Here is a 15,442-nt window from a genome sequence, read left to right as displayed (position 1 = left end):
GTCACCAGCCCCGGCGGTGCGGCTGCGAGCCGACCAGCTCACCCTTGCCGGCGACGTCGCGGCTGCGGTAGACGATGTAGGGCCGGAAGAGGTAGCCGATCGGTGCGCTGAACACGTGCACCAGCCGGGTGAACGGCCACAGGCAGAACAACACGAGCGCGATGATCACGTGGATGTGGAACCACAGCGGCGCCGCAGCCATCAGATCGCCGCGCGGCTGCAGGATCCAGATCGACCGGAACCACGGCGACACCGTCTGACGGTAATCGTGCTCGGCGCCCACCGGGGTCGCGCCGATGAGCGTGCAGGCCAATCCCGCGACGATGGCCATCACCAGCACCAGGTACATCACCTTGTCGTTGACGGTGGTGGCCAGGAACACCGGTCCGGTGGTGCGGCGCCGGAACACCAGCAGCGCGATACCGGTGAGCGTGGTGACACCGGCGATCGCGCCCAGCACCAGCGCCTGCACGTGATAGGCGTGGTCACTCAGACCGACCGCGCTGGTCCAGGATTCGGGGATGACCAGGCCGATGATGTGGCCGACGATGACGACCAGGATGCCGAAGTGGAACATCGGGCTGCCGATGCGCAGCAGCCGCGATTCGTAGAGTTGCGACGACCGGGTGGTCCAGCCGAACTTGTCATAGCGGTAGCGCCACCAGATCCCCACCGCCACGACCGCCAGCGTCACGTACGGGGCCACATCCCAGAAGATCTCCCAACCCGACATCTCAGCTGCCTCCTTGGGTGCGCCGCGGTGGCACGGTCAGTGTGAACGGTTGCAGGCCAACGGCTTCGGCGGGTGGTCCGTCGGCGGCCAGTTTCCGGGCCCGGAGCACGTCGGTGTCGGTGGCGGCGGGCAGCGTCGCGAGGACGGCGACGACGGTGTCGGCGTACGGCGAATCCGCCTCGCGCAGCGCGCGGTGCAGCACCTCGATCGGCACCCGGTGATCGGTGAGCAGCCGGAATCCGGCTTCGGGCGCCACGACGGCGGCGAACTCCAGCACCACCGGCAGGTGGTCGGGTGCCTCGTCGTCGGGCGGCGTCGTCCCGGCGGCGCGGTACACCTGCGCGAAAGCCAGCATCGCGTTACCACGGTTGCGGGTGTCGCCGGCCGTCCAATACGTCAGGTACATCGTGGCGCGGCGGCGCAGGTCGAAGGTGGCGACGTAATCTTGCGCGGCCCGCAGTGAGTCCACCGCTCGCAGCGCCGCCAGCGTGCGCGAAAGGCGCTCCGCCGCAGAGCCGTCGACATGCGCCAGCAGTCGTTCGGCGATGTCGAACCGGCTGTGGTCGGGATAGCTCAGCAGCAGTGACGCGCACTGCCAGACGAGCCGCTCCTCGAGTCCGCACCCAGACCGCTTGAAGAGCTTCGCGGTCTTCATCGCCGGTCCCCGTCGCCCGGGAAGATGCCCGGCGGTGTGCCACGGCCGTCCCAGTTGAGCAGGTTGACCCGTGACGGACGGTCGGCGTTGGCGGCCATCCCGTCGCTGGTCTGGCGGTGCTGCAGCGCGTGGAACGTCTCGACGGCCACCGCCACCGGACCGCCGCTGGCCTCACCGAACGGGCCGGATTCGTACATACCCGGTCCGCCCTCGAACGACAACGAGCAGCCGGGCTCCTCGGCCCCCGGGATCGCGCCGGCCGCGTAGGCCGTCGGGATGACGTACCGCTCATCGTATTTCGCCAGCGCGAGCAGCCGGTACATGTCGTACATCTCTTCTTCGGTCAGACCCACCGACTCGGGGATGTGCGGCTGGGTCTCGCGGCCGAGGTTGATGTCGCGCATGTAGGAGCGCATCGCCGCGAGCCGGCGCAGGACGTCCTCGACGACCGCGGTGTCCCCGGCGGTGAACAGCCCGGCGAGGTATTCGATCGGGATGCGCAGCGCCTCCAGCGCACCGAACAGGTTGCCCAGTTCCTCGCCGTCGTGACCGTCGCGGGCGACCGCGTCGACGATCGGCGACAGTGGCGGGATGTACCAGACCATCGGCATGGTGCGGTATTCCGGGTGTAGCGGCAGCGCCACCCGGTAGGTGTGGATGAGCGCGTAGATCGGCGACCGCTGGGCCGCCTCGATCCATTCGTCGGAGATCCCTTCGGCGCGTGCCCCGGCGACCACCTCCGGGTCGTGCGGATCGAGCAGCACACCCTTCTGCGCCTCGTAGAGGTCGGCGTCGTTCTCCACCGATGCCGCCTCCAGCACGCGGTCGACGTCGTAGAGCACCAGACCCAGATAACGCAACCGGCCGACGCAGGTCTCCGAACACACGGTGGGCAGCCCGACCTCGATGCGTGGGTAGCACAGCGTGCACTTCTCGGCCTTGCCGGTCTTGTGGTTGAAATACATCTTCTTGTAGGGGCATCCGGACACACACATCCGCCAGCCGCGGCAGCGGTCCTGGTCGACGAGCACGATGCCGTCCTCGCTGCGTTTGTAGATCGCACCCGACGGACACGACGCCATACACGAGGGGTTGAGGCAGTGCTCGCAGATGCGGGGCAGGAAGAACATGAAGGTCTGCTCGAACTCCAGCCGGACCTGTTCGCTGACCTTCGCCAGCACCGGATCACCGGGCACGATCTCGGGGGAGCCGCCGAGGTCGTCGTCCCAGTTCGCCGACCACGAGATCTTCATCGGCTCACCGCCGATCAGGCTGCGCGGTGGCGCCACCGGCATCTGGTCGCCCAGCGGAGCCGAGGTGAGGTTCTCGTAGTCGTACGTCCACGGCTCGTAGTAGTCGTCGATACTCGGCATCTTGGGGTTGGCGAAGATCCGCAGCAGCTTGCTCAGCCGCCCGCCGTCGCGCAACCGTAACCGGCCCCTGCGGTCGCGGACCCACCCGCCGCGCCACCGCTCCTGATCCTCGTAGGTGCGCGGATAACCCTGTCCCGGGCGGGTTTCCACGTTGTTGAACCACACGTACTCGGTTCCGGGCCGGTTGGTCCACGCCTGCTTGCAGGTGACCGAGCAGGTATGACACCCGATGCACTTGTCGAGGTTCATCACCATCGCCATCTGGGCCATGACTCGCATCAGAACACCACCTCCTGGCTTCGCCGCCGCACCACAGTCACCTCGTCGCGTTGGTTGCCGGTCGGCCCGAGGTAGTTGAACGCGAAGGCGTTCTGCGCGTAGCCACCCGCGAGGTGGCTCGGTTTGATGAGCAGCCGGGTCAGCGAGTTGTGAATTCCGCCGCGCCTGCCCGTCGTCTCGGTCAGCGGTACGTCGATGGTGCGCTCCTGCGCGTGGTAGACGAACACGACACCCTCGGGCATCCGGTGGGAGACGATCGCCCGGCACACCAGTACGCCGTTGCGGTTGACGGCCTCGACCCAGTCGTTGTCGCGCACCTCGATTTTCGCCGCGTCGAGCGGGCTCATCCACATCGTCGGGCCGCCCCGTGACAGCGACAGCATCAGCAGGTTGTCCTGGTACTCCGAGTGGATCGACCACTTCGAGTGGGGGGTGAGGTAACGCACCGTCAACCCGACGCCGTCGCGGTGGTCGCCGACGGCCGGTTCGCCGAACAGGCGGGCCATGTCCAGCGGCGGACGGTAGACGGGAAGTTGTTCGCCGAGTTCCTCGAGCCAGTCGTGGTCGAGATAGAAATGCATCCGCCCCGTCAGCGTGTGGAACGGTTTGAGTTCTTCGACATTGACGGTGAACGGGGCGTACCTCCTGCCGCCGGTTTCGCTGCCCGACCACTCCGGGCTGGTGATCACCGGCACCGGACGGGCCTGCGCGTCGGCATAGGTGATGCGGCGCTCCTCACTGCCCTCGGCGAGGTGGGCGAGGTGCCGACCGGTCCGTCGCTCCAGTTCGCGGAAACCCTCGACGGCGAGGCGGCCGTTGGTGGTGCCCGACAGCGCCAGGATCGTGTCGGCCATCCGCTCGGCGGTGGTGATGGCCGGCCGGCCCGCGGCGGACCCCGTCTTCAGCACCCCGAATTTCGCGGCCAGTTCCCGGGATTCGGGTTCCGGCCGGGTGGTGATGCCCTTGGTGGTGAGCCCCAGCCGCTCCACCAGCGGGCCGAGGCTGGCCCATTTGTCGGCGATCGCGGCGTAGTCGCGTTCGACCACCGCCAGCGGGCCCATGGTCTTGCCGGGCACCGGTCTCGCCCCGGTCACCCGCCAGTCGTTCTCGACGCCGCCGGGATAGGCCATCGCCCCGGGGGTGTCGTGCTGCAGGGCGCCGAGGACCACGTCGGTGCGGGTGCCCAGGTGCGTCTTGGCCAGCGCGCTGAACGTCCGGGCGATCGCGCCGAACGCATCGTAATCCGACCGGGTCTCCCACGGGGGGTCGATGGCGGCGGTGAACGCGTGGACGTAGGGGTGCATGTCGGTGGTGTTGAGGTCCGCCTTCTCGTACCAGGTCGCCGCGGGCAGCACGACATCCGACAGCAGCGTGGTCGAGGTCATCCGGAAGTCGATCGACATCAGCAGGTCGAGCTTGCCCTCCGGGATGTCGTCGGTCCAGCCGATGTCGTTGGGGCGCAGTTCTTCCCGGGTGGGCGTCGCCTGCAGATTCGACGCGGTGCCCAGCAGATGCCGCAGGAAGTACTCGTTGCCCTTGCTCGACGAGCCCAGCAGGTTGGCCCGCCACACGTCGAGCACCCGCGGCCAGTTCTTCGGATCGTCGGGGTCGGTGACCGCCAGTTTCAAAGCGCCGGAGGCCAACTGGTCGGCAACGTACTCGCCGATCTCGCGGCCGGCGGCCGACGCTTCGCCGGCGACGTCGAGGCTGGACCGGTCGAACTGCGGGTAGAACGGCATCCAGCCCATCGCGGTCGCCGCGGCCAGCACGTCCATCGTGTGCTTGTCGGTGAACCGGCCGCGGCCGGTCGGGCTGGCCAGCGCGTCGGCGCGGTATCCGTCGTAGCGCCATTGGTCGGCGTGCACGTACCAGTACGAGGTGCCGGGCATCTGCCGCGGCGGACGGGACCAGTCGGTGGCCATCGCCATGGTCGCCCATCCGGTCACCGGCCGGCACTTCTCCTGGCCCACGTAATGCGCCCAACCACCGCCGTTGCGTCCCATGGATCCGGTGAGCAACAACAGCGACAGTACCGCACGGTAGGTGGCGTCACCGTGGAACCACTGGCAGATCCCGGCGCCCATGATGATCATCGAGCGACCGCCGGATTCCTCGGCGTTGCGGGCGAATTCACGCGCGATGCGGACGACTTGGCTCGCCGAGACCCCGGTGATCGGCTCCTGCCAGGCCGGGGTGTACGGACGCTCGGCGTCGTCGTAGCCTTCCGGCCAGTCGCCCGGCAACCCCGGGCGCGCCACCCCGTACTGGGCCAGCATCAGGTCGAAGACGGTGCACACCAGGTGCTCGCCCACCCGGCGCACGGGCACGCCGCGCTGCAGCGTGGCGCCGTGCCCGTCGACGGTGTCGAACCGCGGCAGGACGATCGCGGCGGTGTCGGCGCCGTCGGCGGCCACGGTGAGTGCCGGCGAGAGTTCGCCGAGGTCGAGGTTCCACTTGCCGACGCCGTCGTCTCCGTACCGGAAACCGAGCGAACCGTGGGGGACCGCGACGTCGTCGGTGCGCCCGTCGAGCAGCACCGGTTTGAACACGGCGTTCTCCACCTCGTGGCCCAGGTCCGCCGCGGTGAGCATCTTGCCGGGAACCAGTGCGCCGTCACGGTCCTCGAGCTTCACCAGGAACGGCAGGTCGGTGTACTGGCGTACGTAGTCGACGAAGAACGGCACCCGCTGCCGGACGAAGAACTCCGCGAGGATGACGTGGCCCATCGCCATCGCCAACGCGCCGTCGGTGCCCGCGGCGCACGGCATCCATTCGTCGGCGAACTTGGTGTTGTCGGCGTAGTCGGGGCTGACCGTGACGACCTTGGTACCGCGGTAACGCACCTCCGCCATCCAGTGGGCGTCGGGTGTGCGGGTGACCGGGACGTTGGAGCCCCACATCATCAGATACGACGCGTCCCACCAGTCACCGGATTCGGGGACGTCGGTCTGGTCGCCGAACACCTGCGGCGAGGCCACCGGCAGATCGGCGTACCAGTCGTAGAACGAGGTCATCGCGCCGCCGATCAGCTCGACGAACCGCGACCCGGCTGCGTGGCTCACCATCGACATGGCCGGGATCGGCGAGAACCCGGCGACCCGGTCGGGGCCGTAGGTCTTGATGGTGTGCACGTGCGCGGCGGCGATCATCTCCGTCGCCTCGGCCCAGCTCACCCGCACCAATCCGCCCATACCCCGGGCCCGCTGGTAGCGGCGGCGCCGTTCGGGATCGGACTGGATGTCGGCCCAGGCGAGCACCGGATCGCCGAGGCGTTCCTTGGCTTCGCGGTACATCTGGACCAGCAGCCCGCGCGCGTAGGGGTACCGCACCCGCGTCGGCGAGTAGGTGTACCACGAGAAAGCCGCACCCCGGGGGCAGCCCCGCGGCTCGTACTCGGGCCGGTCCGGGCCGACGGTCGGATAGTCGGTCTGCTGGGTCTCCCAGGTGATGATCCCGTCCTTGACGTAGATCTTCCACGAGCACGACCCGGTGCAGTTGACGCCGTGGGTGGAGCGGACGACCTTGTCGTGGCTCCACCGGTCCCGGTAGAACACGTCGCCTTCCCGGCCGCCGCGGCGGGTGACGGTCCGCAGGTCGTCGGAGATCTCACCGGGGGTGAAGAACCGACCGCTGCGCCCCAGCAGTTCCTCGACCACACCGCCGGTGCGAGGTGGGTTGCTCACGTCGGGGTCCCCTTCGGTTGTGGTTCGTGGGCGTGCAGTCGCAGCGCGGTGTAGGCGAACGCGATCAGCGCGGTGGCCACCAGCAGCAACAGCCCGACGGTGTAGTCGTTGTCGACCGCGTCGTAGGTCCCGCCCATCACCAGCGGCGGGAAGTATCCGCCGAGTCCGCCTGCGGCAGCGACGATCCCGGTGATCGAACCCACCGACTGAGCCGGTGAGCGGCGCGCCACCCACGCGAACACCCCGCCGGTGCCGACCCCGAGGAACACCGCCAGGGTGATGAACGTGGCGGCCGACCACAGGTCCGGCGGCGGCTGGAACACCGCGACGAACGCCAACGCCGCGGTGCCGGCGAACGACGTCAGCACGACGTACTTGGGCGGGATCCGATCGGCGAGTGCGCCGCCCAGCGGCCTGGCCAGCACGGCGGCCAGGGCGAACCCGGCGGTACGCGCGCCGGCGTCGACCGCGGAGAAACCGTAGATGGTCTTGATGTAGGTGGGCAGGTAGTTGCTGAACGCGACGAACCCGCCGAAGACGACGGCGTAGAGGAACGACATCTCCCAGGTGACACCGAGTTTGGCGGCCGCCTTGAGCTTCGGCAGCACCGCGTCGGTGTTCGGCGAGAAGTGGGGGGAGTCGCGCATGGCGAGCAGACAGAGCACCGCGGTGAGCGCGAGCGCGATCGCGACGACAAGATGGGTGGTGAACAGCCCGAACCAGTTGACGAACCGCGGGGTGAAGAACGCCGACAGTGCGGTGCCGACCATGCCCATGCCGAACACACCGGTGGCGAAGCCGCGGCGAGACGCCTCGTACCAGTGGTTGGCGAACGGGATCCCGACGGCGAACACGGTGCCCGCGATGCCCAGGAAGAATCCGAACACCAGCAGCAGTGGGTACGACCCGGCCGTCCCGGCGGCCCCGACGGCGAGCACCGGGATGATGGACGCCAGCGAGATCGCGATGAACATCACCCGTCCGCCGAACCGGTCGGTCAGTGAGCCGACCACGATCCGCCCCAGCGACCCGACCAGGATCGGCGTGGCCACCAGCATCGAAGCCTGGGTGCTGCTCAACGACAGATCGCCGGCGTAGGTGGTCGACAATGGGCCGATCATGTTCCAGGCCCAGAAGTTGATTGCGGAAGCCCACGTGGCGAGGGCGAGATTCACCCCTGGTCGTGCGCCCGTGTCCGGCGTGGTGGCCGTATTCACGTGATCCAGGGAACCATCCGACGATGGCGCTCACATGGAATTGCGGAAAACTCTTGCTTTGAAGCAATTACTGCCGCGCCGACGCTGCGGATGTTGCGCCGAACCCCCCGAAATCGATCAGAAACCGTCGTGTCGGCGCCCGTGCGCGGTCAGCGCTGACAGTGCGGGCACCAGTACGACACACGATCGCCGTTGCCATCCCGACGGATCGGTGTGCCGCAGCGGCGGCACGGTTTGCCGGCCCGGCCGTAAACCCACACGTCGCGGCCGGGACGGGTGTCGCCGGTGGTGGTGCGATTCCAACGGGACCTGTTCAGCCACAACATATCCCGCGCGCGTTGCACCATCCGTAACGGATCCTTGAGATCGCGCACCGGTGCGGTCGGCAGGTGTCCGGCGACGAAACACAGTTCGTTGGCGTAGACGTTGCCGACGCCGGCCATCACGCGCTGGTCCAGCAGGGCCTCGGACAGTCGACGATCCGGGTCGGCGCTCAGGTTCCGGGCCGCGACTCGGGGCTCCCAGTCGTCGCCGAGGAGGTCGGGTCCGAGATGGGCGACGGTCTCCATGTCGTGGTCACGCTCGAGGATCTCGAGCACGCCGAGGTCGATGCCCGCGGCCTGCACGGCCTGCTCACCCTCGCCGGCTTCGAGGATGATGCGGATGCGGTACCCGGCGCGGCTGGGCCGCGATGCCGGGACAACCTTCCAGCTGCCCTCCATTTTGAGGTGGGAGTGGATGCTGGCCGGGCCGACGCGGATGAACAGGTGTTTGCCGCGGCTGAGCACTTCGTCGACGACGTGGCCGGTGAGATCGACGGTGGCGTAGTGCGGCACGCGAACGTCGCAGCGGGTCAGTGTCTTGCCGACCAGGCCTTCGCGCAACGCCGTGGCGGTGCGGTAGACGGTGTCGCCCTCAGGCATGGCTCATCAGACCAATCGCCCGCGAACCGGCGAGGAAAGGACTTTCGGACCTACCGGTGGTGGCGTTGCTGCGTCAGGCTCATGACCATGCGCATCGACGAAGTCACCGACGACATGCACGCGGTCGTACTCGTCGCCGGATACTCCGACCCCGACAAGGCCCACGAGGATTTCATCGAACTCAACCGGCGGATCAAGAACAAGAGCGTCGAGATCCGGGCGGCGGCCCTGGTGAATGAGGGGCCCGACGGTGAAGCGGCGGTGACTCACGCGGTCAACCACCACGGACGCGTCGCGGCCGGCTGGGGTGCGGGTGTCGGCGCCCTGCTCGGGTTGTTCGCACCGCCCATCCTGGCATCGGTCGTGGTGGGCGCCGCCGCGGCGGCGATCGTCGCATCGTTCGCCGACCATGAGATCGACACGGGCCTTCGTCGCGAGATCGGGCACGCGCTCACGCACGGAACCGCGGTCATCCTGGTGCTGGCGTCGCCGAACGGGGCGGTCAAAGCCGCGCAGGTGATAAACCACGCCCGGCAGCTCAGCGCCCTCCCGATGGACGAGATGACCCTCAACACGCTCGATCAGGCGGCAGCGGAGGTCAGCGCCGCCGTCGCCGCGGGCCCGCGGGACTGACGCCTCGGGCCGACCCGCTTTCACCGCAGCCTCAGGCCGCGCGGGGTGCGGGTGAACCCGGCGCCGATCAGTGCGTCGTGGACCGCGGCGCGCACGCCACCCTGGGCGGGTTCCAGCACCCCCACCCCGTTGACCTTCTCGACCAGCAGCGACTGCACCCGGCCGCGGCCGACCAGATCGGCCAGCGCGGCTGCGGCGGCCAGCTGGGCGTCGGCGTCGTCGGTGAAACTCAGCAGCGACCGGCCGCCCCGTTCCAGGAACCACGCCAGCTCGCCGTCGACCAGCGCCACCAGCGCACCCGCCTTGCGGCCGGGGCGGTGGGAACCCTCGGCGTCACCGTCGGCGGTGCGGGCCGGCCAGGGCAGCGCGGCGCCGTACGGGTTGGCCGGATCGGCGGCCGCCAGCACCACGGCGCGGTACTCGCGGCGTTCCTGGTCCACCTCGTCGAGATAGGTCCGCAGCCGGTCCACCGTCGAGGCGACCGCGAACTGCGCGCCGCCCAGCGATTCGACGAAGTAGCCGCGCTGGCACCGGCCGGCGTCCTCGAACGCGGTCAGCACCTTGTAGAGCATCGCGAACCCGCCGGGAACCCCTTCCGCGACGGCCGCACCCTTGGTGAGCACGCCGTGGCGGTTGAGTAGTAGCTCTGCCGAGAAGTGCGCGCGCACAGTGGAATCCGGCTCCGCGGCAGGCAGCGCAGACCAGCGGCCGGCCACGGTCGGATCGCTCGCGCGGGTCTGTGCATGCGCGATGCTGTAACTGCTCAACCGCGGCGGCCGGGACCGCTGCCGGTGTGCGGGGGCGCCGCGCCTGCCGGTGGACCGTCGGCTGCCGGAGAGTATCGCCCGCACCGGGGCGAAGGTGTCCCCGGTGACCCACCCTGTCCAGATCAGTTCCCACAGCGCGGTTTTGAACGTCTCGGAGTCGCCGTCTGCGAGCTGACGGAAGAAGTAGGCTCCGCCTGCGGCCAGGGTATCCATGATCGCGCGGTGGGTCTCGGTGAACTCGAGTTCGACCGGTGCGGTCAGGGTCAGCGGTGCGGAGTCGGCGTGGTGGAAGGCGATCCAGCCGTCACCGCCGCCGATCTGACCCGCGCCCGACCACATGATCTCGCCACTGGCCAGCAGTTCGTCGAGCATCGCGGGCTGATAGTCGCGCACCCGCTGCGAGAGCACGAGCGGCTCCACCGCGGACGCCGGGATCGGCACCCCGGCGAGCTGGTCGATCGCCGAGGCGAGCCCGTCGACGCCCGCGCTGTGCGTCGAGCCGACATGCTGCCAGGCCGGCAGGAACCGCGCGTACGCCGCGGTGCTGACGGGTTCCACCTGTGCCCGCAGCGCCGCCAGCGACCGGCGGCGCAGGATCTTGAGCACGTCGCCGTCGCACCACTGCTCACTGCCGGCCGGATCGCCCGGCGGGGCGTCGGTGAACTCACCCCGCACCAACCGGCCGTCCACGGCCAGGCGGCCCAGCACGTCGGCGGTGACCCGCAGCCCCAGACCGAACCGCGCGGCCGCCTCGGCCGTGGTGAACGGGCCGTGGGTGCGCGCGTAGCGGCCGATCAGCTCCCCGAGCGGATCGACGACCGGATCGAGGAACGACAGCGGGACACCGACCGGCACCGCGATCCCGACGCCGTCGCGCAGCAGCCCGACATCCTCGATGGCCACCCACCACGTCTGACCGGCGAACGACACCGTCAGCACTCGCTTCGCCGACAACAGGCCTTCGAGCCACCCGCCGACGTCGTCGGTGGTCGAGCGTTGGGCGATCTCCTCGGCGGTCAACGGCCCCAGCAGCCGCAACAGGTCGGCGACGCCCTCGGCGTCCTTCGCCCGCCGGTCCTCGGCGAGGTGCTGCAGTTGGCGTGCCGTGGCGGCGATGACCTCGGCGTCGAGCAACTCGCGCAGTTCGACGCCGCCCAGCAATTCGGCGAGCAGTGTGCTGTCCAATGACAGTGCGGCCGCGCGGCGTTCGGCCAGCGGACTGTCGCCCTCGTACATGAACGCGCCGACGTAGCCGAACAGCAGCGAGGCGGCGAACGGCGACGGTGTCGTCGTCTCCACCTCGACGATCCGCAGCCGGCGCTGGGCGATCCGGTGCATCAGTTCGATCAGCGCGGGCACGTCGTAGACGTCCTGCAGGCACTCCCGCACGGCCTCCAGCACGATGGGGAAGTCCGGGTACTTGCGCGCGACGTCGAGCAGTTGCGCGGCGCGCTGGCGCTGGTGCCACAGCGGCGACCGCTTGCCGGGATGGCGCCGGGGCAGCAGCAGCGCACGCGCGGCGCATTCGCGGAAGCGGGACGCGAACAGCGCAGACCCGCCGACCTCCGCGGTCACGATGGGTTCGATCTCGTCGGCGTCGAAGACGAAGAGGTCGGCGAACGACACAGTCCCGCCGGACTCGAAATCGGTGTCCGGCAACCGGACGATGATGCCGTCGTCGGAGGCGGTCGGTTTCTCGTCGATGCCGTAGCGCTCGCGCAGCCGGCGCCCGACGGCGAGGGCGAGCGGACCGTGTACGCGCAGCCCGTAGGGGGAGTGCAGGATGATCCGCCAGTCGCCGAGTTCGTCGCGAAACCGCTCGACGATGAAGGTGGTGTCGGTGGGCACCGTGCCGGTGGCCTGGCGCTGATCGTCGAGCAGCCGGTAGAGGTTGTCGGTCGCGTAGTCGTTGAAACCCATTGTGCGGCAACGCTGTGTGAACGCATCGGTGCCCAGCGCGGCGAGTTCCCCGGTGAAGGCGCCGACGGCCGCGCCGAGTTCCGCGGGCCGGCCGACCCCGTCGCCGCGCCAGAACGGCAGTCGCGCAGGCTGCCCCGGTGCCGGGATCACCAGCACCCGGTCGTGGGTGATCTCGGTGATCCGCCAGCTCGTCGCACCCAGCGAGATCACGTCGCTGGGCCGTGACTCGTAGACCATCTCCTCGTCGAGTTCGCCGACGCGCGAGGGCTTTTCGGAGTCGGTGGCCAGGTACACGGTGAACAGCCCGCGGTCGGGGATCGCGCCGCCTGAGGTGACGGCCAGGCGCTGCGCTCCCGGCCGCGCGGTCAGCGTGCCTGCGTCGCGGTCGTACACCAGGCGGGGACGCAGTTCGGCGAACTCCGTGGACGGATACTTCCCCGACAGCAGGTCCAGCGTCGCCTCGAACGCGCTGCGGGGCAGCGTGGCGAACGGGGCACTGCGCCGCACCGCGTCGAACCAGCGGTCGGCGTCGAGCGGTTCGAGCGCCGCGGCCGCCACGGTGTGCTGGGCGAGCACGTCGAGGGGGTTGGCCGGCACCCGCATGGTCTCGATCTGGCCGGCGAGCATGCGCTGCACGGTCACCGCGCAGCCGATCAGATCGGTGCGGTGCTTGGGGAACAGCACGCCCTGGGAGATCTCGCCGACCTGGTGGCCGGCCCGGCCCACCCGCTGCAGGCCGCTGGCCACCGACGGCGGGGACTCCACCTGGATGACCAGGTCCACCGCACCCATGTCGATGCCGAGTTCGAGGCTGGAGGTCGCGACGACGGCCTTGAGCCGCCCGCTCTTGAGGTCGTCCTCGACGATCGCCCGCTGTTCCTTGCTCACCGACCCGTGGTGGGCCTTGGCCAGCAGCGGTTCGGCGCCGAAGGTCTGACCGCTGCCCATCAGCTGGGCCGGTGCGCCGCCGCCGACCCGGTCGTTGCGGCCGTCCAGTTCGGTGCCGGTGCGTTCGGCATGGATCTCGTTGAGCCGCGAGGTGAGCCGTTCGGCGAGCCGGCGCGAATTGGCGAACACGATCGACGAGCGGTGCGCCTCGATGAGGTCGACGATCTGCTCCTCGACGTCGGGCCAGATGGTGTTGTTCTCGAGGTCGGCCATGTCGGGCACCGGCACCTGCACCGACAGGTCGAAGGTCTTGGCGGCCGGCGGGGCGACGATGGTGGTCGGGGCGTGGCCGGACAGGAAGCGGGCCACCTCCTCGGGCGGGCGGACCGTTGCGGACAGGCCGATGCGCTGGGCGGGCCGTTCCAACAACTGGTCGAGCCGTTCGAGCGACAACGCGAGATGCGCACCGCGTTTGGTGGCCGCCAGCGCGTGCACCTCGTCGACGATGACCGTCTGCACCTCGGCGAGCGTGTCGCGGGCGGCCGAGGTCAGCATCAGGAACAGCGACTCCGGCGTGGTGATCAGGATGTCGGGGGGCCGGGTGACGAGTTCACGGCGCTGTGCCGGGGTGGTGTCCCCGGAGCGGACGCCGACGCTGATGGTCGGCGCCTGCTCGCCGTGCCGATCGGCGATGCGGGCGATACCGGTCAACGGGGTGCGCAGGTTGCGTTCGACGTCGACGGCGAGCGCCTTGAGCGGTGACACGTACAGCACCCGGGTGCCGGCACGCGCGGGCCTGGGCTCCGACGACGCGAGCCTGTCGATCGCCCACAGGAACGCGGCGAGCGTCTTGCCCGAACCCGTCGGCGCGATGACCAGCGTGTTGTCGCCATCGGCGATGGCCGACCAGGCCTGCGCTTGGGCGGGGGTCGGTTCGACGAACGTGCCCGCGAACCATTCCCGGGTCAGCGGGCTGAACCGGGACAGGCCGTCGGCGGCCGTCAAAGGTGGCGTCACCCCTCCATGGTGACAACTGCCACCGACAAGCGACGAGTGTCGGGTTGTGTCACGGCTCGGCGCGCACGGCATGACACAACCCGACGCTCGACGGCAGGGGTGGTCACTGCCGCAGCGACCGCTGGTAGCGGCGCATCCCGGCGATCCACCGGTCGTGGTCGGCGACCTTGCCCGCGAGCATGTCGCGCACGGCGGGGTGGGGCAGCACGAGGAACCGGCCGTCGCGCACCGCGGCGACCGTCTGCTCGGCGACCTCGCGCGGACTGATGACGGCGCCGGCCTGCACGACGGACTCCGCACCCAGGCGGACCTCGGCGTCGGCCGCATCGCGGATCGCGTTCAGCAGCGGGGTGTCGACCCCCATGGGGCAGACGCACGTCACGCCGATGCCGTCGTCGCCGTAGGTGACCGCGAGCCATTCGGCGAAGCCCACCGCTGCGTGCTTGCTCACCGCGTAGCCCGCGGCGCCGATCTGGGTGAGCAGTCCGGCGGCCGACGCGACGCTGACGAAGTGTCCGCGACCGCGGGCCTGCCACTGCGGCACCAGCAGCGTGGCCGCACGTACGTGCGCGCGCAGGTTCACGTCGAGGATGCGGTCCCAGTCCGCCTCGGTGCCCAGTCCGGGGGCGCCCATCACGCCGGCGTTGGCGACGAAGACGTCGACCGGTTGCGCAGCGGCCATGGCCGCGATGTCGTCGGCCGAACTGGCATCGGCGTGCACGGTGCTGACGTCGGCCCCGTCGGCCGCCAGACGTTCGGCGGTGACGGCCAGACCGGCATCGTCGACGTCGCCCAGCACCAGGCGGGCGCCGGCGGCGGCGAACGACTCCGCGAGGGCACGCCCGATCCCGGAACCGGCGCCGGTGATCGCCACGACGCTGTTGTCGATGTCCATGGGTCGATCCTGCCGAACCCGCGTGGCGACGCGATCCGCCGGGTACTCCGACGGGCTGTCGAGGAAAGGTGGATCGTGATGAACATCGTTGAGGGCGCGGCCCGCCTGGTCGCCGGGACCGCCAACGCCACCACCGCGGCGGCCGGCGCGGTCGGCGGTGCGGCGGTCAACGGAATCGTCGGCGGAGTACAGGGTGCGGCCGGCGGGATCCGTCACGGACTCAGCAGCGGCAGCCACTCCACGCCGGCGGCGCTGCTGACGCTGGGCGCCGTCGGCGCGGCCGGACTGGTGGACTGGCCGGTTCTGGCCGCCGTCGGTGGGACCGCGCTGCTGGTCCGGCAACTCGACCACAACTCGGACGTGGTCGCCGCACCCGAGGCGGCGCCGACGCCTCCTCCGCGCAAAACCGCTCCTGCACGTAAGAAAACCGTCACCGGAAGCCGCTGAACCGGACCACTG

Annotated in this window: 10 protein-coding genes; 2 read left to right on the top strand and 8 right to left on the bottom strand. The window is 69.8% G+C overall.

Annotated elements, in window-relative coordinates; translation table 11 throughout:
• Position 1: 1 nt before the first annotated feature.
• The 6 genes from narI to nei2 all read right to left on the bottom strand — a co-directional run bounded on the left by narI (position 2) and on the right by nei2 (position 8,863).
• On the bottom strand, positions 2 to 733 hold the full coding sequence (gene narI, locus G6N49_RS16830; protein ID WP_011854951.1) for a respiratory nitrate reductase subunit gamma: 732 nt from the start codon (positions 731 to 733) through the stop codon (positions 2 to 4).
• 1 nt (position 734) lies between these two features.
• Positions 735 to 1,388, bottom strand: coding sequence for a nitrate reductase molybdenum cofactor assembly chaperone (narJ, locus tag G6N49_RS16825; protein WP_083044698.1), 654 nt, complete (start codon positions 1,386 to 1,388; stop codon positions 735 to 737).
• Positions 1,385 to 3,040, bottom strand: coding sequence for a nitrate reductase subunit beta (gene narH / locus G6N49_RS16820; RefSeq protein ID WP_064917561.1), 1,656 nt, complete (start codon positions 3,038 to 3,040; stop codon positions 1,385 to 1,387). The genes narJ and narH overlap by 4 nt, the downstream gene beginning before the upstream one ends.
• Positions 3,040 to 6,723: a nitrate reductase subunit alpha gene (locus G6N49_RS16815; protein ID WP_083044697.1), complete on the bottom strand. Its 3,684-nt coding sequence runs from the start codon at positions 6,721 to 6,723 to the stop codon at positions 3,040 to 3,042. The genes narH and G6N49_RS16815 overlap by 1 nt, the downstream gene beginning before the upstream one ends.
• Positions 6,720 to 7,940, bottom strand: a complete 1,221-nt coding sequence (locus G6N49_RS16810) for a nitrate/nitrite transporter (protein WP_011854955.1) — start codon at positions 7,938 to 7,940, stop codon at positions 6,720 to 6,722. Before G6N49_RS16810 ends, G6N49_RS16815 begins: the two co-directional genes overlap by 4 nt.
• A gap of 149 nt (positions 7,941 to 8,089) precedes the next feature.
• Positions 8,090 to 8,863 (bottom strand): endonuclease VIII Nei2, encoded by a 774-nt coding sequence (nei2, locus tag G6N49_RS16805; protein WP_064872304.1) that lies wholly within the window; start codon positions 8,861 to 8,863, stop codon positions 8,090 to 8,092.
• 87 nt (positions 8,864 to 8,950) lie between these two features.
• On the opposite strand from nei2, the gene G6N49_RS16800 reads away from it, so the two are divergent.
• On the top strand, positions 8,951 to 9,496 hold the full coding sequence (locus G6N49_RS16800; RefSeq protein WP_225891902.1) for a DUF1269 domain-containing protein: 546 nt from the start codon (positions 8,951 to 8,953) through the stop codon (positions 9,494 to 9,496).
• A 20-nt stretch (positions 9,497 to 9,516) separates the two neighbouring features.
• Here the strand turns inward: G6N49_RS16800 and G6N49_RS16795 are convergent, their stop codons facing one another.
• On the bottom strand, positions 9,517 to 14,088 hold the full coding sequence (locus tag G6N49_RS16795) for an ATP-dependent helicase (protein ID WP_083044696.1): 4,572 nt from the start codon (positions 14,086 to 14,088) through the stop codon (positions 9,517 to 9,519).
• Between the two features lie 103 nt (positions 14,089 to 14,191).
• Positions 14,192 to 14,983 (bottom strand): SDR family NAD(P)-dependent oxidoreductase, encoded by a 792-nt coding sequence (locus G6N49_RS16790; protein ID WP_011854959.1) that lies wholly within the window; start codon positions 14,981 to 14,983, stop codon positions 14,192 to 14,194.
• A gap of 78 nt (positions 14,984 to 15,061) precedes the next feature.
• Between G6N49_RS16790 and G6N49_RS16785 the strand changes: the two genes are divergently transcribed.
• Positions 15,062 to 15,430: a hypothetical protein gene (locus tag G6N49_RS16785; protein WP_011854960.1), complete on the top strand. Its 369-nt coding sequence runs from the start codon at positions 15,062 to 15,064 to the stop codon at positions 15,428 to 15,430.
• Positions 15,431 to 15,442 lie beyond the last annotated feature (12 nt).

The organism is Mycolicibacterium monacense (assembly GCF_010731575.1).
Taxonomy (GTDB): Bacteria; Actinomycetota; Actinomycetes; order Mycobacteriales; family Mycobacteriaceae; genus Mycobacterium; species Mycobacterium monacense.
Note: the sequence above shows the minus strand (reverse complement) of the source record. Positions and strands in the feature narration are given on the sequence as shown.

Bases quoted from the DNA above. Each gene is read 5' to 3' on its own strand.
- narI (WP_011854951.1), bottom strand. From the start codon at position 733: ATGTCGGGTTGGGAGATCTTCTGGGATGTGGCCCCGTACGTGACGCTG.
- narJ (WP_083044698.1), bottom strand. From the start codon at position 1,388: ATGAAGACCGCGAAGCTCTTCAAGCGGTCTGGGTGCGGACTCGAGGAG.
- narH (WP_064917561.1), bottom strand. From the start codon at position 3,040: ATGCGAGTCATGGCCCAGATGGCGATGGTGATGAACCTCGACAAGTGC.
- nei2 (WP_064872304.1), bottom strand. From the start codon at position 8,863: ATGCCTGAGGGCGACACCGTCTACCGCACCGCCACGGCGTTGCGCGAA.
- G6N49_RS16800 (WP_225891902.1), top strand. From the start codon at position 8,951: ATGCGCATCGACGAAGTCACCGACGACATGCACGCGGTCGTACTCGTC.
- G6N49_RS16790 (WP_011854959.1), bottom strand. From the start codon at position 14,983: ATGGACATCGACAACAGCGTCGTGGCGATCACCGGCGCCGGTTCCGGG.
- G6N49_RS16785 (WP_011854960.1), top strand. From the start codon at position 15,062: ATGAACATCGTTGAGGGCGCGGCCCGCCTGGTCGCCGGGACCGCCAAC.